The organism is Thalassotalea algicola, from assembly GCF_012932965.1.
Taxonomy (GTDB): Bacteria; Pseudomonadota; Gammaproteobacteria; order Enterobacterales; family Alteromonadaceae; genus Thalassotalea_F; species Thalassotalea_F algicola.
On record NZ_JABBXH010000007.1, the window covers coordinates 126,830 to 145,640 of the forward strand.

At 38.6% G+C, this 18,811-nt stretch carries 22 protein-coding genes; 11 read left to right on the forward strand and 11 right to left on the reverse strand.

The features are described from left to right. Positions 1-71: 71 nt before the first annotated feature. Together HII17_RS17210 and HII17_RS17215 are read left to right on the forward strand one after the other, a co-directional pair. Positions 72-449 carry a DUF3192 domain-containing protein gene (locus HII17_RS17210; protein WP_169076612.1) on the forward strand — a complete coding sequence of 126 codons (378 nt, stop codon included), beginning with the start codon at positions 72-74 and terminating at the stop codon, positions 447-449. A gap of 205 nt (positions 450-654) precedes the next feature. Next, on the forward strand, positions 655-1,662 hold the full coding sequence (locus tag HII17_RS17215; RefSeq protein ID WP_169076613.1) for an isocitrate dehydrogenase: 1,008 nt from the start codon (positions 655-657) through the stop codon (positions 1,660-1,662). Positions 1,663-1,769: 107 nt separating this feature from the next. On the opposite strand, the gene rlmM is transcribed toward HII17_RS17215, so the two are convergent. The 4 genes from rlmM to HII17_RS17235 are packed head-to-tail and all read right to left on the reverse strand — an operon-like array spanning position 1,770 to position 4,831. Then, complete coding sequence (rlmM, locus tag HII17_RS17220) at positions 1,770-2,861, reverse strand: 23S rRNA (cytidine(2498)-2'-O)-methyltransferase RlmM (protein ID WP_169076614.1); 1,092 nt, start codon at positions 2,859-2,861, stop codon at positions 1,770-1,772. Beyond that, the gene (locus tag HII17_RS17225) at positions 2,858-3,262 is read right to left on the reverse strand and encodes a DUF423 domain-containing protein (RefSeq protein ID WP_169076615.1); all 405 of its coding nucleotides are present in this window, start codon (positions 3,260-3,262) and stop codon (positions 2,858-2,860) included. The genes rlmM and HII17_RS17225 overlap by 4 nt, the downstream gene beginning before the upstream one ends. Next, complete coding sequence (locus tag HII17_RS17230) at positions 3,252-3,917, reverse strand: alpha/beta family hydrolase (RefSeq protein WP_169076616.1); 666 nt, start codon at positions 3,915-3,917, stop codon at positions 3,252-3,254. Before HII17_RS17230 ends, HII17_RS17225 begins: the two co-directional genes overlap by 11 nt. Continuing rightward, on the reverse strand, positions 3,914-4,831 hold the full coding sequence (locus tag HII17_RS17235; RefSeq protein WP_169076617.1) for a transcriptional regulator GcvA: 918 nt from the start codon (positions 4,829-4,831) through the stop codon (positions 3,914-3,916). The genes HII17_RS17230 and HII17_RS17235 overlap by 4 nt, the downstream gene beginning before the upstream one ends. A 283-nt stretch (positions 4,832-5,114) precedes the next feature. Between HII17_RS17235 and HII17_RS17240 the strand changes: the two genes are divergently transcribed. Continuing rightward, positions 5,115-5,393: a hypothetical protein gene (locus HII17_RS17240; RefSeq protein WP_169076618.1), complete on the forward strand. Its 279-nt coding sequence runs from the start codon at positions 5,115-5,117 to the stop codon at positions 5,391-5,393. Between the two features lie 81 nt (positions 5,394-5,474). On the opposite strand, the gene kdsA is transcribed toward HII17_RS17240, so the two are convergent. The 7 genes from kdsA to hemA all read right to left on the reverse strand — a co-directional run bounded on the left by kdsA (position 5,475) and on the right by hemA (position 12,192). Continuing rightward, positions 5,475-6,320 carry a 3-deoxy-8-phosphooctulonate synthase gene (kdsA, locus tag HII17_RS17245; RefSeq protein ID WP_169076619.1) on the reverse strand — a complete coding sequence of 282 codons (846 nt, stop codon included), beginning with the start codon at positions 6,318-6,320 and terminating at the stop codon, positions 5,475-5,477. A 16-nt stretch (positions 6,321-6,336) separates the two neighbouring features. Next, a complete protein-coding gene (locus HII17_RS17250; protein ID WP_169076620.1) occupies positions 6,337-7,584 on the reverse strand; it encodes a DUF819 family protein in 1,248 nt (415 codons plus the stop codon). 14 nt (positions 7,585-7,598) lie between these two features. Continuing rightward, positions 7,599-8,396 carry a SirB1 family protein gene (locus tag HII17_RS17255; protein ID WP_169076621.1) on the reverse strand — a complete coding sequence of 266 codons (798 nt, stop codon included), beginning with the start codon at positions 8,394-8,396 and terminating at the stop codon, positions 7,599-7,601. 112 nt (positions 8,397-8,508) lie between these two features. After that, positions 8,509-8,871 (reverse strand): SirB2 family protein, encoded by a 363-nt coding sequence (locus tag HII17_RS17260; protein WP_169076622.1) that lies wholly within the window; start codon positions 8,869-8,871, stop codon positions 8,509-8,511. 17 nt (positions 8,872-8,888) lie between these two features. Then, entirely contained in the window at positions 8,889-9,749 is an 861-nt protein-coding gene (gene prmC / locus HII17_RS17265; RefSeq protein ID WP_328824565.1) for a peptide chain release factor N(5)-glutamine methyltransferase, read from the reverse strand. Positions 9,750-9,757: 8 nt separating this feature from the next. Then, entirely contained in the window at positions 9,758-10,846 is a 1,089-nt protein-coding gene (gene prfA / locus HII17_RS17270; protein ID WP_169076623.1) for a peptide chain release factor 1, read from the reverse strand. A 74-nt stretch (positions 10,847-10,920) separates the two neighbouring features. Continuing rightward, complete coding sequence (gene hemA, locus HII17_RS17275; protein ID WP_169076658.1) at positions 10,921-12,192, reverse strand: glutamyl-tRNA reductase; 1,272 nt, start codon at positions 12,190-12,192, stop codon at positions 10,921-10,923. 191 nt (positions 12,193-12,383) lie between these two features. Between hemA and lolB the strand changes: the two genes are divergently transcribed. The 8 genes from lolB to HII17_RS17315 all read left to right on the forward strand — a co-directional run bounded on the left by lolB (position 12,384) and on the right by HII17_RS17315 (position 18,784). Next, positions 12,384-13,022 carry a lipoprotein insertase outer membrane protein LolB gene (lolB, locus tag HII17_RS17280; protein WP_169076624.1) on the forward strand — a complete coding sequence of 213 codons (639 nt, stop codon included), beginning with the start codon at positions 12,384-12,386 and terminating at the stop codon, positions 13,020-13,022. Between the two features lie 14 nt (positions 13,023-13,036). After that, positions 13,037-13,903, forward strand: a complete 867-nt coding sequence (gene ispE, locus HII17_RS17285) for a 4-(cytidine 5'-diphospho)-2-C-methyl-D-erythritol kinase (protein WP_169076625.1) — start codon at positions 13,037-13,039, stop codon at positions 13,901-13,903. A gap of 76 nt (positions 13,904-13,979) precedes the next feature. Then, the gene (locus HII17_RS17290) at positions 13,980-14,930 is read left to right on the forward strand and encodes a ribose-phosphate pyrophosphokinase (protein WP_169076659.1); all 951 of its coding nucleotides are present in this window, start codon (positions 13,980-13,982) and stop codon (positions 14,928-14,930) included. 327 nt (positions 14,931-15,257) lie between these two features. Further along, on the forward strand, positions 15,258-16,415 hold the full coding sequence (locus HII17_RS17295; RefSeq protein WP_169076626.1) for a methyl-accepting chemotaxis protein: 1,158 nt from the start codon (positions 15,258-15,260) through the stop codon (positions 16,413-16,415). 105 nt (positions 16,416-16,520) lie between these two features. Beyond that, positions 16,521-16,892: a DUF3224 domain-containing protein gene (locus HII17_RS17300; protein ID WP_169076627.1), complete on the forward strand. Its 372-nt coding sequence runs from the start codon at positions 16,521-16,523 to the stop codon at positions 16,890-16,892. A gap of 15 nt (positions 16,893-16,907) precedes the next feature. Next, complete coding sequence (locus tag HII17_RS17305; RefSeq protein WP_169076628.1) at positions 16,908-17,354, forward strand: YaiI/YqxD family protein; 447 nt, start codon at positions 16,908-16,910, stop codon at positions 17,352-17,354. Between the two features lie 20 nt (positions 17,355-17,374). After that, positions 17,375-17,797 (forward strand): GNAT family N-acetyltransferase, encoded by a 423-nt coding sequence (locus HII17_RS17310; protein ID WP_169076629.1) that lies wholly within the window; start codon positions 17,375-17,377, stop codon positions 17,795-17,797. Between the two features lie 213 nt (positions 17,798-18,010). Then, on the forward strand, positions 18,011-18,784 hold the full coding sequence (locus tag HII17_RS17315; RefSeq protein ID WP_169076630.1) for a substrate-binding periplasmic protein: 774 nt from the start codon (positions 18,011-18,013) through the stop codon (positions 18,782-18,784). The last annotated feature ends 27 nt before the right edge of the window (positions 18,785-18,811 follow it).

The window sequence follows — 18,811 nt, forward strand, 5'->3', positions numbered from 1 at the left end:
GCTATTTAAAAATATCTGCCAAATCGCTATGCTAAGCGCAGATTGAATGAAGGCTTATAAAATCAAAGCTTATGAACAAAAAAGTTATTTTTCGCATTCTTATGGCACTTGCCGTTTACGGCGTATTTGTGCTGCTTGTAGTTAATTTTTACGACGACAACCCAGCTAATATGAAATGGGAAGATCGCGAAGCATTCAATCGTCAATATATAGCTAAATTAAAGTTAGACAGTTTCACCTTTGAACAAGCAATAGAAAACCTAGGTAGTCCAGATATTACCGAAGCTAAAAAAGTAGGTGAGACTAATTATCAGGTTATGTTCTACCGTACACAGCATATGAAGTCTGACGGCATCACGACTCAAGAAGAGTGCACGCCATTATTATTTAGCAATGGTTTGCTAACGGCGATAGGTAATGTCGCCTATGAACAATTTAAGTCCCTTTAACCTTCCCTATTATGCTTTAGTCTAATTTACGTATGCTTAAAAGCATGCGTAAATAAATGTATGGCTGAAAGTTTTAACACTGGCTTACACGACAAAGCCATGGTATAAAACGCGCAATTTTTCAAAGTGGTATGACGAGCTGCAAAGTTGCACTTTTCAGCTATGCTTTGAAAGCACTTCTTTTAAATATTTAAAGGTAAATTAAATGGCTAAGCAAACTATCACAGTAATTCCAGGTGACGGTATCGGTCCCGATATTATTGATGCAACAATCAAAGTATTAGATAAAGCAGGCTGTGATTTTGACTATGAGTTCGCTGATGCAGGTTTAGTAGCATTAGAAAAACATGGTGAACTAGTTCCTGAAGAGACCTTAGAGTTAATCAAGAAAAACAAAATCACGTTAAAAGGCCCATTAACTACACCAGTTGGTGAAGGTTTTACGTCAATCAACGTAACATTACGTAAACAATTCCAGTTATATGCAAACGTTCGCCCTGTACTTTCATTTAAAGGTACTAAAGCACGCTACGAAAACATCGATATCATTACTATTCGTGAAAATACACAAGGCATGTACTCAGGTCTTGGCCAAACAGTATCTGATTGTGGTGAAACAGCTGAAGCGATGAGCCAAATCACTCGAGAAGGTGCTGAGCGTATTGTAGAGTTTGCTTACGAGACTGCACGTAAAGAAGGTCGTAAAAAGGTAACCGCTGTTCATAAAGCAAATATCTTGAAATCGACTTCAGGCCTTTTCTTAAAAGTGGCGCGTGAAGTCGGTGAACGTTACCCTGATATCGAATCTACTGAAATGATCGTAGATAACTGTTGTATGCAGTTAGTAATGAACCCTGAACAATTCGACGTTATCGTAACGACTAACCTATTCGGTGATATCTTATCTGACTTATGTGCTGGCTTAGTTGGCGGTTTAGGTATGGCTCCAGGTGCAAATATTGGTCAAGATTGTGCAATTTTTGAAGCCGTTCACGGCAGTGCGCCGGATATCGCAGGTAAAAACTTAGCAAACCCTACTTCAGTTATTCTTGCTGCGATTCAAATGCTTGAGTATTTGGAAATGGGTGATAAAGCTGATGCAATTCGTAAAGCAATTACCGAAGTAATTGAGTCAGGCGACCGTACGACACGCGATCTAGGTGGTGAGCACGGTACTACAGACTTTACTGAAGCTTTATTAGAGCGTTTATAAGAAGTTAGTTATACGCTTAACATTCAGTAATTAAACAAAGGGCGCTAAAATAGCGCCCTTCTTATATGTGTAATTTCTTAAATTCTATTTATACAAAGTACACTTCATTAATCTTTAGCTAATGGCGGCGGCGATAGTAATCTCGCATGCACAGTGATCTCTTCGCGATCGTAATATAAGTGCTTAGCATACATTTCATATTTCACTTTATGCTCAGCAAAAGTATCTTTGATCATTTGTAGATCTTTTTGTACTTGTTGGTAACGCCCTTTCATCGGCAATTTAAGGTTGAACATAGCTTCTTTACAATAGCCATGTAATAGCCACTGCGCCATCAGGTAGGCAACACGATGTGGCTTCTCCACCATGTCACAAACAAGCCAATATACATTTTTTTTCACTGGTATGAATTTGAAACCGTCAACCATTCGATGCTTCACTTGCCCGGTTTCCATCAAAGACTCAGCCATAGGGCCATTATCAATTGATTGCACCATCATTCCACGGCGGACAAGTTGATATGTCCAGCCACCGGGTGCAGCGCCTAAATCAACAGCATTTAAGCCAGAGCTTAAACGGCTTTCTCGTTCATCTTTAGGTATAAAATATAAGAACGCCTCATCTAACTTAAGCGTTGAGCGGCTTGGCGCATTTGAAGGAAACTTTAAACGATTAATTCCCATCACATAAGGAGAAGTGTTGGTCCCTAATGAATAGCCAAGTTGTACTTCATTGCCAGAAAAGAACAAAGCATGAAGTACCGCCCCTTCGTTATCACCTTTTTCAGTTAGAATCTTATTCTTTCTAAGGCTTTGACGAAGCGGTACAGCGAGCTTCCTGCAAAACTTAGATAATGCTTTACCATCATTTGTGTCCGCAGTTTCCATACGTAAATCTGCGTATTGCCATTCAGTACCAAGCGATTCGACAATTGCTTCTACACGGTTGTAATCAGGCAACTCAATTTTGTCCGTTAACGTAACAAACCACTGCCTAGTAAAAATTAAGCGTTTTAATGGGAGCTTCTCGATAAGCTTCTCGGCATCTTCACTATTATGAAGATGAAAATAGACAATTCCTTCACGTTTAAGAATTTCGATGTAACCATACATCTCATTCCAAGCAGCTTTCTCTTGTATTTCCGCACCACACTCTTTTTCAAAGCCTGGACGACAATATAAAACAATGGAGGTTTTCATTCATTCTTACCTGTAGGAGTGCGAGTTAACATCGCATAAAAAAATAGACTAAGCCAAGCTAGTGAGAGGGTAACACCACCTAAGGGAGTTACTTTACCAATAAACGGCACAGCAAATAACGTTTTTAGATATAAGCTGACACTAAACCCTACTATTCCAATGAGAAATAACCACGCGGTGACTAATTTCCATTTATCTGGCTTAACCTGAATCCAAACAACTGTCGCAAACAACGCGAGTGTATGGATAAATTGATATATATGTGCAGTACTAAGCCTATTGGTGACTTCTGAAGCTAAATGACTTCCAGCATGAGCCAACCAGGCGCCGAATAATACGCAAAAGCAGCCACTAATACCAACAAATAAGGTTAAAACTTTTACTTGCCAATTACCTGTCATGTTCAATGACTCTCTTTATATAATCAACTAATTGTTGAGCTGCTGTTTGAATATGCTGTTGATGCGTAAAACCGGACTTAACTCTTGGTTTTAAATCATGATCGCCATCCGCTAAAAAATTAACGGTGCACATGTCTTCTAGCTGATAGCCAATAATCTCATGTTCATCACCTAGCTTATCTCGGGTGCCCTGCACAATTAATATTTCTTTGCTTCGCGCTGTTAATGGTGGCAAGCGTGTGTTTTCAGGCTTTCCAATAGGATGAAACGGATAACCAAAGGCAAATGAACCGCTAATCTCTTTTGTTATTGAAGGCATGTCATCGATAAGCTCATTGCTCGTTATTGTTGCAGCAACCCTGCTCCCCATTGATTTACCACCGATAAATAACGGTAAATCATCGTCAACTAAGTTTATTTGTTCTATAAAGCATTGCAAAAGTTTAGGCATACGATCTGGCGGGCGCCTTTTTCCGTCTTCAATGCGTTTATCCATATAAGGAAAATTAAATCGAATAACTGAGACCTGATTAGTGACTAAGTGACTTGTTATTGCATTCATAAAGTCTGATGACTTATCTGCGCCAGCGCCATGAGCAAAAAGAACATTAGCAATAGGCTCCTTAGCATTATCGCGAATAATAGAGCTACTCATCCTAGTTGCCCACCTGCTATCTGCTCTTGCTCTTCACTCACCGTATCTAGCACCCAATCTCTAAATGCAGAAATTTTACCGACATCCGCTTGATGCTCTCGACACACAATATAGTAGCCATTTTTGCTTACAAGCACATCATTGAATGGACAAACTAGCCGCCCAGCATCAATATCTGGCTTAGCAAGTACGCTGTGAGCTAATGCGATACCCTGACCATGTATCGCGGCTTGCAGCACCATTGAAGAGTGGCTAAATATAGGCCCGTGGTTAACATTCATCCCTTTGACACCTACTTCTTTAAACCAACGTTTCCAATCTCGACGAGAGGTATCGTGAAGCAAGGTATGGTTCACGAGATCATTCACCGTTTGCAATGATTTCTTACCATTCATTAATAGTGGTGAACAAACAGGAATTAAATACTCAGTGTGTAACTTTTCGGCTAACACATTTGTCCAACGTCCTCGTCCATAATAAATGGCGACATCTACATCTTCTGTTAACGAATTATCGGGTTGATCTACCGCTTTTATTCGTACATCAATATCAGGGTGCAATACATTAAAGGCATTCAGTCGCGGTACTAACCACTGAATTGCAAAACTCGGTTGTAAACTTACTGTAATTGCGCCTTTTGCACCTCGTGCTAATAACTTCTCTGTGGCTTCATGTAACGCATTAAAAATATCTTTGATATCTAAAAAGTAAGCTTGGCCTTCCTCTGTTAATAGCAACGCCCGATTTTTTCGCATAAATAGCTTTATGCCTAAGTGCTCTTCCAAGGATTTAATTTGATGGCTTATTGCAGCCTGAGTTACAAATAACTCTTCTGCAGCCCTTGTAAAACTTAACTGCCTTGCAGCTGCTTCAAATGCCCGTAGAGCATTTAATGGAGGTAAACGAGATGCCACAATCACTCAACCAAAAAAATATAATTACTAGCAATGGAGTATGACAAGGATATGACATACACACAACTTTATTCATTAGTTTTTCTAATGAATAACATGAAATCATGTCGTTGTTTATTTTCAAAATATTTACGTAGAATTAACACCGTAGATGAAGGACAGCATCTCTGAGTATTGATAATACTATACTAACTTGAATTGTGTGCCCAACCCACAATCACATGCGATAGAGATTGGTCCTTTTAAATCTATAAGGAATATTGACGAATTTAAAGGTACCATCATGACAAAATTAACAATTGCTATTATTGCTTCAACACTTGCTTTTTCCGGCCAACTCGCGGCAAAGGAAACAATTAGTGTAGAAAAAGCAACAACAGTACAAACAGAACAACTCGTTAACATGGCGAGCCGTTACTTAACAAAAAACCAGTTAACAACAACTACGCTAAACTTCGAAACATCTAATAAACTTACGGCTGCTCGTACATTAGAAGCAGATAGTAAGCACTTAATGGTTGCTGAGGTTTTAACGTTTAACAATGCATTTGAAGCTGAGTAACCCCCCAACCTACTTAGTAACAATGCGAAAAAAAGAGCACATATCTTATGTGCTCTTTTTTTGTCTGTCTAAAAGTAAATTCTAGCCTTCAGTATTTAATGATTCAAAGCCTTTTACTAAGTCATCAATCGCTTTCATTTGTGCTAAGTAAGGCTCAAGCTTATCTAATGGTAAAGCGCACGGTCCGTCACACTTAGCTTCACTAGGGTTTGGGTGTGCCTCAATAAACAAACCAGCAATACCCAATGCCATGCCACTACGAGCGAGTTGAGCTGCTTGTGCTCTGCGACCGTCAGCAGAGTCACTGCGACCGCCTGGCTTTTGTAAGGCGTGGGTTGCATCAAAAATAACAGGTGCGTAATTTGTCATTTCATCCATTGCTAACATATCAACCACTAAATTATTGTATCCATAACAACTTCCACGCTCACAAAGCATCACTTGTTCATTACCAGCTTCACCAAATTTTTTGATGATATGACGCATTTCATGCGCCGCTAAAAATTGTGGCTTTTTCACATTGATTGCCGCACCTGTTTTAGCCATAGCAACAACTAGGTCTGTTTGGCGAGCAAGAAAAGCAGGTAATTGAATAACATCGACTATATCAGCAACAGGCTGTGCTTGATGAGGTTCATGTACATCAGTAATAATTGGCACATTAAAGGTAGACTTGATTTCTTCAAATATTTTCAAACCTTCATCTAAACCTGGACCACGGTATGAATTAACAGATGAACGATTTGCCTTATCAAATGACGCTTTAAAAACAAAAGGAATATTTAATTTTTGAGTAACTTGTACATAATGCTCACAAATTTTCATCGCCAAGTCTCTCGACTCTAGCACATTCATTCCTCCAAACAAGACAAAAGGCTTATCGTTTGCTACGTCTATACCTTTAACTACTACATTTTGAATAGTCATTTATAATCCTTAATTTCTAACCTGATACCGCTTGCATTAACAAGCCACAAATATAAGCCATATAGGTGCCGACACCATACCCAAGTACCGCCAATAAAACACCCACTGGCGCCAGCGAAGGGTGAAAAGCCGAAGCGACAACTGGAGCAGAGGCAGCCCCCCCTACATTCGCCTGACTACCAACAGCCATATAAAATAATGGCGCTTTAATAAATTTTGCTACAGTTAACATTAATGTAGCGTGAATTAACATCCAAATCGCACCAATAACAAAGTAAACTGGCGTCTCAGCAATAGCGAGAATATTCATATGCAAGCCAATAGAAGCTACTAAAATATAGATAAAGCTCTGCGCTACTTTCGATGCACCAACTGCCTCTATGTCTCGCATTTTAGTAAAGGACAATGAAATACCAATTGTCGTTGCAATAACTATTAACCAGAAGAATTTACTGTTTAAACTAAACTCTTTCGCCCATGGGAAAGTTTCACCAAAGTACGGTCCTAAAAAGTCAGCACAAAAATGAGCAAAGCCCGTAATGGTGAACGCAATCGCGATCATTCGAATATAGTCATTTAACGTTGGCGTTTTGCTATTTTGTGCCTGATATTCTTCAACTTTTACTTTGAGTTCTTCTATTGCCGTTGTATCGGCACCAGTTCGAGCGTCTATTTCTTTGTGCTTTGCCGTCATAAACAGTAGTACTGCCATCCATAGGTTTGCCACAATCACATCAACAGTTACCATAGCTGAAAATATGTCACCACCTACGTCGAACATTTCCTTCATCGATGCTTGATTGGCACTACCGCCAATCCAACTGCCGGCAATCGTTGTCATGCCACGCCAAACAGCATCAGGTCCATGACCACCAATAGCGTCAGGTACAATCGCACTCATCACTAAAATCGCAATAGGACCACCGATGACAATACCAAAAGTCCCCGTTAAAAACATAATAAGGGCTTTCGGTCCTAAATTAATGATGGCTTTAAGATCGATACTAATCGTAAGTAAAATTAAACAAGCGGGCAGTAAATAGCGTGACGCTACATAATAAACATTTGAACTGTGACCATCGACAATACCAAACGTATTTAGTAGCGATGGAATAAAGTAACACAGTAATAAAGCAGGAACATATTTATAAAACTTGCGGCACATTGGGTGTGCACTATGGGCAGTTTTAAATACTGCTCCCAAAATAAAGGCCAGTAACCCCAATACCACAGCATCGTTGGTTATTAAAGCATTGTGAGTCATTCAAGCTCCATGAACTAATGTAAAATTGTATTGGAAATTTTTATATTATCTAATTGTAATTTTAGTATTTGTGCCGCGGGATCTTGCGGACATTGATTAACAAAATATTGATAATCATCGTATGCCACTTTAAAGCAATCAAGTTGATGAAGCAAAAAGCCTCGATCTCGACGTTCGAAAGGATCTTCCGGTTTTAACGTAATAAGCACATCAACACAACGGAGCGCTAAACTATGTTTTTGTTCATGAATTAGCGCATTTTTTAGTGCAGTTAAATATTCGACAAGCACCGCTTTTGTGTCCATAGCATCAAGGTATTGGCTCGGCTCCTCAGTAAGTTCATCTAGGCGGTGGTCTAACTCTTCCCAATTTAATGATTCACCATTGAGAGGATCAAAGATAATCGCAAATTGCTGATCGCAAATTAAGCGCAACATGATCTTTTCAGGAACAAATACTAAGTCAACTTCAAAGCCACACTGCTCAGCAATGTATTTAATCACAATAGCTTTTAATACAGGATGAATTTCACGTTGAGCGACAGCAGTCTCTAGCTTAAATGCACCAACAGGCCAACTACTACGCTTTGTGTCTAACAATAATAAATCCAGAAATAAAACATTAATCAAATGCTCGGCTTGAGCCAACGGATCTTCAACGTCAGCTAACTCTTGTTCACAGTATTCAACTAATTGTTCAATCTGCGGTAAAGCATCAGATTTTTGCTCAAAGATAAATTCTTCAATCAGCATAACCGCTCTAAGCAAATCTTCCTGATCAGTATTTATTTCAGACAACAGCAAATCGTTCATTCGTAATGTAAGTTACTTAATTTAAAATCAAAGGAAATAGATGGGGATGAAAAGGGATTTTTAAAGTGTGAGCAACAAAATTATTACTCACACAAAATGCACAACAAACTCATCAAAAGAAGAAGGTTTGTTTAGTATGAGCAATCTTAAATACAAGGATAATCCAACCCATTGCACCGATATAACCAAATATCTGCATTTTTAGATTTCGAGCATACTTTAAGGTATACATACCTGTAAAAATATACGCGACTATCGCCATTATTTTTTCTGCTAACCACAGATACTCTAGTGGGTTAATTGCCAGTTTAACTGCCATCACCACACCTATTGCAAGTAACAAAGTATCGATAATATGCGGAGAAATTTTAACCCACTTTTTATCCAATAATTGTGGAGACTTAATTAGCCAGAAAAAACGTAATGTAAAAAAGCTAACGCTGATAACAGCAAGTAGCATGTGAAAGTGTTTCATATTTATTACTCTTATTTTTATTGTTTAAATAATTTTGCCCAAGTTATTCGATCATTACCAGCAAGATCTTTTGCCGTTTTTGCCTCACTATAACCATGCTTTTGCAAAATACTTCGTACGGCATGGGCTTGCTCAAAGCCATGTTCAAAATACAAAGTTCCTTTATGCGCTAGATAAGATTTGGCATAACGGCAAATATGCTCAATATCCGCAAGCCCTTCATTTTCTGCCACGAGCGCCGTTTTAGGCTCAAATCTAACATCCCCTTGTGACAAATGATTGTCTGTTTCATCAATATAAGGCGGGTTACTTACAATAACATCAAAAGACTTATCTTCATCAATTGCGCCAAACCAATCTGATTGATACACCTTGACTTGAGTAAGCTCCAAGTTTAGCGCGTTGCGCTTAGCTAATTTGACCGCATCTAGATTAAAGTCTACGGCCTCTATTTGCCATGATGATTGCTCAGACGCTAATGCCAACGCTATTGCACCTGTCCCGGTGCCTAAATCAAGTAATGATACGTTTGCATTCTGATGATGCTCTAACACTAACTCAACAAGCGTTTCCGTATCGGGGCGCGGTATCAATGTTGACGGAGCAACAAAAAATGGTAATGACCAAAACTCTTTCACGCCAACAATATAAGCAACAGGTTCTCCTGATAATCGTTTATCAACTAAGCTATCAAATTCGCTAAGCTGCTCATTAGAGAGTTCTTTATCTGACCATGTAACTAGGTAAGTCAGATCTTTGCCTAAGATATGCGCGAGTAATACTTTTGCATCTAATAATGCACTATCGGAAAGCTCAGCAAGTTTTTTGCTTGCTGAGACTAATGTTTGCTGGATTGTGTAGGTAGGCTCAATTGACACAGGGCGTGTTAATTTTGTTCAGCCAATGATGCTAATAGATCCGCTTGGTTCTCTTGCAGTATTGGCTCCATAACCAAATGCAAACTACCTTCAAGCACTTCATTAAGTCTATATAACGTTAAGTTAATACGATGATCCGTCATACGTCCTTGTGGATAGTTATAAGTTCGGATTCGCTCAGAACGATCGCCACTTGCTACAAGACTACGGCGCGAAGACTCTTCTTCACTTCGACGTTTATCATCTTCTGCTTGTTGTAAACGCGCTTGTAATACAGACATCGCTTGTGCACGGTTTTTATGTTGTGAACGCTGATCCTGACATTCAACCACAACACCTGTAGGAATATGGGTGATACGTATCGCAGAGTCTGTTTTGTTAACGTGCTGACCACCGGCGCCTGACGCTCGGAATGTATCAACTTTCAAGTCAGCTTTATTAATTTCAATTGCTTCAGATTCTGGAATTTCAGGCATTACAACGACGGTACATGCTGAGGTATGAACACGACCTTGAGATTCAGTTTCAGGAACACGCTGTACTCGGTGACCACCTGATTCGAACTTCATTTCGCCATAAACACCTTCGCCATTAATTTTAGCGATAATTTCTTTATAGCCGCCTTGCTCACTTTCATTCATATTCATTACTTCAACTTTCCAACCCTTCTTCTCTGCGTAACGAGAATACATGCGGAAAATATCACCAACGAAAATAGCGGCTTCATCACCACCAGCACCCGCTCTAATCTCAACAAAACAGTTGTTATTATCGTTTGGATCTGTTGGCAGTAATAAAATTTGTAGTTCTTGTTCTAATTCTTCAATCGCTTGTTTGGCTGCTTTATGCTCTTCTTGCGCCATTTCGCGCATATCAGGATCACTGTCTTTTAGCATTTCATTTGCCATTTCAAGATCGTCTTGTGCGCCTTGGAATTGTTGGAATACTTTGGTAGTACCTTCCAACTGAGAAAATTCTTTTGAAAGTGCTTTAAATTTGTCTTGATCAGAAATGGTTTCAGGATCAGAGAGTAATGCCTGCACTTCTTCGAAGCGCTCCACTAAGCCTTCAAGTTTTCTATATACAGATTCTTTCATGAAAATAAGTCGTCTTATTTATAATGGCGGCGATTTTATACTAAAAGCGAAATTTTAGGTATTAATTTTAGGTTTTAGTTATCTGATTTATCAAGATCAAATATATCGCGTAAATATATGAGTTTATCGAGTTCACCGCCTTGAGCGGCTGATTGCAGTGCCCTAGTCGGTGCATGCATTAATTTGTTGGTGAGTTTCGTGGCTAATTCTGCAACCACAGCTTCAGGATTTTTACTATTACCCAGTTGTGACAATGCTCTTTCAATCAACACATCACGTTCACTCATGCATTGCTGCCGGTAACTTAACACCGCATCTTGAGTATTTAAACCACGAAGCCATGACATAAAGACATCAGACTGTTCGACAACAATACCTTCGGCTTGCACTGCTGCTTTACGGCGGTTTTCTAGATTTTGAGCAATAATGCTTTGTAAGTCATCTACGGTATATAAGAAAACATCTTCAAGCTCCGTTACTTGCTCTTCAATGTCTCGCGGAACAGCTAAGTCCACCATAAAAATAGGCTGATGTTTACGTTGTAAAAGCGCAGTTTCAACCATACCTTTACCAATAATAGGTAAAGTACTTCCAGTCGAGCTAATGACAATATCAGCTCTCGCAAGATGATCTGGTATTTGTGCCAATGTTATTACGTCAGCACCGATTTGCTCAGCCATTGCTTCTGCACGTGAAATAGTTCTATTGGCAACGGTAATGCTACCAACATTATTATCATAGAGGTGTTTAGCAACTAGCTCGATAGTCTCACCCGCTCCTACCAACAATACACGTGCTTTGGATAGACTTGCAAAGATATGCTTAGCTAGATTTACTGCGGCAAAGGCTACCGATACTGCGCTTTCGCCAATTTCAGTCTCTGTACGAACTTGTTTGGCTACCCCAAAGGTACGCTGAAATAAGCGATCCATGATTAGTGCCATAGAACCAGCAGCTTTAGCTTGCGAATAAGCCTGTTTCATTTGCCCTAATATCTGCGGTTCACCTAATACTAAAGAGTCCAAACCACAAGCTACACGCATCATATGATTTACAGCTTGTTTATCAGTATGCCAATAGAGACTTGGAGTAATAGAAGAAGATGGAACACTATGGTATTGCTCTAACCAATTAACAACCCTAGCTTGAGTTGCCTCTACATTGTCGTCTTGAACTAGATAGAGTTCAGTTCGGTTACAAGTAGATAAAATTGCTGCTTCTTTACATTGTACTGCAGTGAGCATTTCTTGAAGGGCATGACTTAACTGATCCGGATTAAAAGAGATTTTTTCCCTAACAGCAACAGGAGCAGTTTTATGATTTATACCAACAGCAACAATGGACATTTCGTAATTTAAGCTAATTTCGATGTCTTTACACATTCGCTTCATGCAAATATATAAACATCAGCAGCATATTCTCTGATAAATAGTGTGGGTAATTTTACGTAATATTCTCAATGATTGAAAGTAGCTTAGTGACTGTGTTCAAATATAAAACCCAATTTAATGATGTAGTTCAAAGTTAAGGCTTGTCTGTGTACAAATATTTATCTCCCACTTTTCTCTATAAGCATAGCTTTAAAACACAACTTTCAACGCTGATCCTTTTGTTATTGCAGGGCTGTACGCAATTACCGGATTCCCAAGCACCGCAAAAAGTCAATGTTACAAACAGAGCAAAAATTGTAAATGGAATGGAAAGCTGGCAAATAAAAGGTCAAATTGCTTTCTTACAACAAAACAAACGCCAAAAAGCCAGTTTAAATTGGCATAAAAAATATAATAATCAAACGTTAAATTTAACCACCTACCTTGGAATTAATGTTTTAAATTTAGAAACGACCGATGGTATTCATACACTTGAAGTGGATGGTAAAACCTATCACTCAGATGATTTAGATAGATTGATTTGGCAACTTACTGGTCTATTATTTCCTAGCCAAGCATTACCTTATTGGATAAAAGGCGTGCCATTTTCACCACAAGATCAAATTAAACTCGATCAGAATACTGCACTGCCAAAACAACTAACTAGCTATTACAATAACCGACAATGGCAAATACAATACAAGAATTACAAACAATTCAAAGGTATTGATTTACCAACATCACTAACCGTTCAACAAGACGGTTTTACCATTAAACTTGCGATTAGACATTGGCAGTTCAACTAATTAAATCAACAAAAATGACCCAGACAATAACTTTATTATCGCCAGCGAAACTCAACTTGTTCTTACACGTCAATGGTCGACGCGAAGATGGGTATCATGAACTTCAAACCTTGTTCCAATTTTTAGCCTATGGCGATGAAATAACCTTAAGACTTAATCAAACAAAAGAAATAAAATTATTAACCCCTGTAAAAGGGGTTAAGCATGAAGACAATTTAATTGTAAAAGCTGCAAAAATTTTATTGCCATTGAACAAGACGCATCAAGGTATTGAAATTAGCATCGATAAGCGTCTACCTATGGGCGGTGGCTTAGGCGGTGGCTCTTCTAATGCAGCAACTATATTATTAGCACTGAATAAATTATGGAAAATAAACTTGCCACTTCCTGAGCTAGCAAAACTAGGTTTAACCTTAGGTGCAGACGTACCTATATTTGTTAGCGGATTTGCCGCATTCGCTGACGGTGTTGGGGAAAAGCTAATGCCTGCCAGCCCAGAGGAATGCTGGTATTTAGTAAGCAAACCAGAAGTTCATATTTCCACCCAAGCGGTTTTTCAAAGTGATGAATTACCACGTAATACTCCTAAAATTTTGGCCGAAAACTTGGATACTAAGCATAGCCAAAATGACTGTGAAGATGTAGTAACAAAACATTATCCTGAGGTTGCCAACCTATTAGCGACATTGGTAGAATACGCGCCGTCTCGAATGACGGGTACAGGCGCATGTATTTTTACGCCATTTAACTCAGAAAAAGAGGCTCGCCACATACAATCTCAACTGCCAAAAGATATTGAGACGTTTGTCGCAAAAGGTGTCAACCAATCGCCTGTTCATCAAGCGTTAGAAAAACTTACGCAGGTAACTGGCGAAAAATGAATAATTTGCTGATAGTTAATACACCTTAACTCATCAGTGTGAACTTTTAATGTCACAAGTTTCTGAGGAACTGACAGTGCCTGACATGAAGATTTTTGCGGGTAACGCCACCCCTGAACTGGCTAAGAAAATTGCAGATCGTTTATATATTGGTTTAGGCGAAGCAAAAGTAGGTAGCTTTAGCGATGGCGAAATCAGTGTTGAAATCACTGAAAACGTACGTGGTGCCGACGTATTTATTATCCAATCAACTTGCGCTCCAACAAATAACAATTTAATGGAACTTATCGTCATGGTTGACGCTCTTCGTCGCGCTTCTGCGGGTCGTATTACTGCTGTAATGCCTTACTTCGGATATGCACGCCAAGATCGTCGTGTTCGTAGTGCACGTGTTCCAATTACAGCCAAAGTAGTTGCAGATTTTCTTTCAAGTGTAGGTGTTGACCGTGTATTAACTGTTGACCTTCACGCTGAGCAAATTCAGGGTTTCTTTGACGTACCGGTAGACAATGTCTTTGGTACGCCTATTTTACTTGAAGATATGCAAGAGAAGAATTTAGAAAACCCTGTGGTTGTATCACCTGACATTGGCGGTGTTGTTCGTGCTCGCGCTGTAGCTAAATTATTAGATGACGCTGACTTAGCGATTATCGATAAGCGTCGTCCTAAAGCGAACGTAGCACAAGTTATGCATATCATTGGTGACGTTGAAGGTCGCGACTGTATTATTGTTGATGACATGATTGATACAGGTGGCACTTTAGCTAAAGCGGCAGCAGCACTTAAAGAGCATGGCGCGAAAAACGTTTATGCATATGCAACTCATCCAGTACTTTCAGGTAATGCAGCACAAAACCTTAAAGAATCTGTCATTGATGAAGTGATCGTTACAGACTCGATTCCATTATCTGATGAAATTAAAGCATTAGGTAGCCGAGTAAGACAACTTACGCTAAGTGGCATGTTGTCAGAAGCAATTCGTCGTGTAAGCAACGAAGAGTCTATTTCTGCTATGTTTGAAGCTTAATACTTCTAAGCTCAACAGCTCAAATAATTAAAAAGCCCACGTACTAGTGGGCTTTTTATTTTTTAGTATCAAATAATTTATTTGGGTAAGTGTTATCAAGTCGATAAATATTTACTAAAGAGTTACCCCCACTTTATTACTCTTATATAAAAAAAATAGTGATTGTGCTATTTTTACACCTAATCAAAAGATTAACTCTACTTTTCTTTTTATAACCAATTGCTTTACATGAATTTTACGGTGATGACTTTGGAAATTTTTAAAGCCTTATACACACAGATTGAACAAACTTTTTTCTTTACATTGAGTCGAAAAATTTGGGGAAATATGGCGTTTCTCTTTTTGTTCCAACTAGGTTCTTTTTATTTACTCTATCAAATGCTTGATAGTGTACCTGATGAAAATAACTCTCTTGCATTTGCCATTAATGCTTTAGCAGTTTTGTCTGTGCTTGGTTTTGCTTTTACTCTGTTTTATTTACATTACTTATTTGTCAGACCAATAAAGGCTTTGCTATCGGGCTTTCAAAATATAAATGGGGCAGAAGCCGATCTTTCTAGTCGACTACCAGCGTTTACCCATGATGAATTTAGACAATTGTCAGAAGAATATAACGCTTTATCGCAAAACCTTTCTGACTTGTTAAAGGGAATTTATCAACATGCTGATAAAGCGAGCAGCGCCAATGTTGACGTAACAAATTCGGTAAAAGAAACTAACCAAAGTGCTGATCAGCAACGAAAGCTAGCTGACGATATATTTTCTGGTAGCGACCAAGTGAATCATCAATTAAGTCAGATCACAGAAACTTCTGATATCGTTTTGGTGCAAAATAAAGAAAACTTGACCATTGCCCACCAGGCCAATAGTGGAATTGAACAAATCAATCAGCAAATTATCGTTACCAGCGATATGCTAACCCATTTCGGCGCAACTATTTCAGGTTTACAAGAAAACGCTTCAAATATTCGCGATATATTAAAAATGGTTGAAGAGTTTGCCGACCAAACAAATTTATTAGCCTTAAATGCCGCTATCGAAGCAGCGCGTGCAGGTGATGCAGGAAGAGGTTTTGCCGTAGTAGCAGATGAAGTACGTTCATTATCAAGTAAAGTTGCCGATGCGACTCAAAAGATCACGAATTTTATCAATGATATGGACAGCCTAGTCAACACCACTCACACCAAGTCAGAACAATTAATTAAACAATCAGACTCTACGCTAGATGAAATAAATAAGGCAAAACAAGACTTTAATCAAATGGTCGGCGAATATGAGCAAAATACACAAAAATTAGGTGATATTTGCCAAAGCGTTCATCAACTCAACGACTTATATCAACAAACTCATAGTGTAGTTGAGTCAATTGCCAATATAAGCGAGCAAGTACAAAGTCAAATGACTAATATAAGTGGCAAGTCTATCGAGCTTCAGCACGAAACCTCGGAAACGAAGAATCGTTTAGCCAAGTTTGTCCAATCATAAAGCTAATATCGGTTTATTATTATGCAAAAAATCATTTATTTACTTGTAGTTGCTGTGGCCCTATTATTTTCATGTGCACTCTATGCAAACAACAAGGCGATAAATATGACGGCAACGGGAACATTTGATGTATCACTCACACCACAAAAAGATGATTCAGCTCCTGCAGGGCGCATGCTCATTAATAAAACTTATCACGGTGACGTTATAGGTTCAGGTGTTGGGCAAATGGTTAGCAAGCGCATTGAAAATGGTCATGCTGTTTATTTTGCAATAGAAGAAGTTACCGCTACCATCGATGGCAAATCAGGCACTTTTACACTACTACATAAAGGTTTAATGAACCCAGATGGTCAGTCATTGTCCATTGAAATAATGCCAACTTCCGGCACAGGCCAACTTAGTAGTATTTCTGGTAATTGTGAAATAGAACAAAAAGACGGTGTACATTTCTACACTTTACATTATCAACTTTAATAATTGGTTTATAAAATGAAAATCTGGGTTGATGCTGATGCCTGTCCCGCTGTAATAAAAGAAATTATTTTTCGTGCCGCAGATAGAACTAAAATTGAAACCACTTTGGTCGCAAATCACGGTATGCGTATTCCACCTTCACCATTTATCAAAATGCTACGTGTTTCTTCCGGGTTTGACGTTGCGGACAACGAAATTGTTAAACGCCTTAATGCAGAAGATCTTGTCATCACCAGCGATATACCGCTAGCGGCAGAAGTAATTGAAAAGTCAGGACAAGCATTAAGTCCTCGAGGAGAGCTATATACAAAATCAAATATAAAATCTCGATTAAATATTCGAGACTTTATGGATACCATGCGAGCAAGTGGAGTTAATACCGGTGGTCCCCCAGCATTAAACCAGCAAGATAAAAAAGCGTTTGCCGATAATCTCGACAAAATTTTAACTAAAGCACGTTAACCCATCTCTAAAGGTTTCGTATGAATATTCAATTGGCTAATAGCGCCGACGAATTAAAAAAAGTTGCTCCGATCCTTTGCCAATTAAGGCCGCAATATTCAATATCTCAACTTGTTGAGCAAATTGAAAAACAGCAAGAAAATGGTTACCAAGTCGCTTACATAGAAAAAGCAAAGCAAGTAGTCTGTGTTGCTGGTTTTGTTATAAGTGAAAAGCTCGCTTGGCAAAAGCACATGTATATTGATGATCTAGTAACCGATGAGCACGCACGTGGAACAGGCGTTGGTTCAATAATGCTAGATTGGTTAAAGCGTTACGCCATTGACAATGACTGCCAGCAAATTCATTTAGACTCAGGTGTTCAGCGCTTTGCAGCCCATCGCTTCTATTTAAACGCTGGATTTAATATTGCCAGCCATCATTTTTCAAACACTACCTTTTGAACATTTATATATTCAACGACACACTTCGTTGCCTGTAACCATTTAATATTAATAAAACACACTAAGCATGAGCACTTTATCTACTAATCACTTAGTAGATAAATCTCGCTAACACCTTGGCTTTATTAAGTTTTTATCTAAATAGTACCTTCTTTTAAGCCATTAAAAATGTTAAATTGAAACTGTCTTATATTCTAGTAAATATGATTAGCTTTGAAGTTTGCTCTAGCGCTCTTATTGATATTCTTTTCCTTTTATTCAGTCAACCTTAAGGCTGAACAGGCTAGTGTTATCACATTAAATATTGCTAAACCTGAACAAGCATACCCTCCCTATCATTGGTTAGAAAACGGCGAAGTTAAAGGACTGCTCCCCGATATCATTGCAGCGACAACAAGACTCATGGGAAATGTCGAAGTGAATTACGTCGTCATGCCATGGAAAAGAATGTTTGAATTAGCTAATAAAGGTGATATCGATGCCATTATGCCCATCAACAAGAATTCTGAGCGACAAAATTACTTAAATTTTGTTGAACAACCGCTAATTATGGAACGCATGAATTTTGTTTCAACGACTGCTTTCAATATAGAGTTTTCGGGTGACCTATCAACACTTTCAAATTATGATGTTGCCGGTATTGCGGGCTATTATTATGGTGAAGCGTATAGTTCATCAAATTTAAATACGATCGAATTACCCAATGAAGAAACACAAGTCAAAATGCTATTGGCTGGGAGATTTCCATTAGCCATTCTAGATACCAACGTATTGCCATACTATATTAATAAACTGGGCGGAGAAAAAGCCTATAAAGTTACCATTTTGAGCCCGCCTTTATATGAGGCTAGTTTACATCTCGCCTTTGCCAAAAAAGGTCGTTACGGCTCGCAAGCTCAGCCTTTCAATGAAGCGCTTATCAATTTGAAAAATACGTTTAAATATCACGACATTATAAAAACTTACTTAACAAAAAATACGCCTTGACCACTTGCATAATCACCTTATAAATTT

Coding starts and splice junctions, on each gene's coding strand:
- HII17_RS17210 (WP_169076612.1), top strand. CDS start 72: ATGAACAAAAAAGTTATTTTTCGCATTCTTATGGCACTTGCCGTTTAC.
- HII17_RS17215 (WP_169076613.1), top strand. CDS start 655: ATGGCTAAGCAAACTATCACAGTAATTCCAGGTGACGGTATCGGTCCC.
- rlmM (WP_169076614.1), bottom strand. CDS start 2,861: ATGAAAACCTCCATTGTTTTATATTGTCGTCCAGGCTTTGAAAAAGAG.
- HII17_RS17225 (WP_169076615.1), bottom strand. CDS start 3,262: ATGACAGGTAATTGGCAAGTAAAAGTTTTAACCTTATTTGTTGGTATT.
- HII17_RS17230 (WP_169076616.1), bottom strand. CDS start 3,917: ATGAGTAGCTCTATTATTCGCGATAATGCTAAGGAGCCTATTGCTAAT.
- HII17_RS17240 (WP_169076618.1), top strand. CDS start 5,115: ATGACAAAATTAACAATTGCTATTATTGCTTCAACACTTGCTTTTTCC.
- kdsA (WP_169076619.1), bottom strand. CDS start 6,320: ATGACTATTCAAAATGTAGTAGTTAAAGGTATAGACGTAGCAAACGAT.
- HII17_RS17250 (WP_169076620.1), bottom strand. CDS start 7,584: ATGACTCACAATGCTTTAATAACCAACGATGCTGTGGTATTGGGGTTA.
- HII17_RS17255 (WP_169076621.1), bottom strand. CDS start 8,396: ATGAACGATTTGCTGTTGTCTGAAATAAATACTGATCAGGAAGATTTG.
- HII17_RS17260 (WP_169076622.1), bottom strand. CDS start 8,871: ATGAAACACTTTCACATGCTACTTGCTGTTATCAGCGTTAGCTTTTTT.
- prfA (WP_169076623.1), bottom strand. CDS start 10,846: ATGAAAGAATCTGTATATAGAAAACTTGAAGGCTTAGTGGAGCGCTTC.
- hemA (WP_169076658.1), bottom strand. CDS start 12,192: ATGTCCATTGTTGCTGTTGGTATAAATCATAAAACTGCTCCTGTTGCT.
- ispE (WP_169076625.1), top strand. CDS start 13,037: ATGACCCAGACAATAACTTTATTATCGCCAGCGAAACTCAACTTGTTC.
- HII17_RS17295 (WP_169076626.1), top strand. CDS start 15,258: ATGGCGTTTCTCTTTTTGTTCCAACTAGGTTCTTTTTATTTACTCTAT.
- HII17_RS17300 (WP_169076627.1), top strand. CDS start 16,521: ATGACGGCAACGGGAACATTTGATGTATCACTCACACCACAAAAAGAT.
- HII17_RS17305 (WP_169076628.1), top strand. CDS start 16,908: ATGAAAATCTGGGTTGATGCTGATGCCTGTCCCGCTGTAATAAAAGAA.
- HII17_RS17310 (WP_169076629.1), top strand. CDS start 17,375: ATGAATATTCAATTGGCTAATAGCGCCGACGAATTAAAAAAAGTTGCT.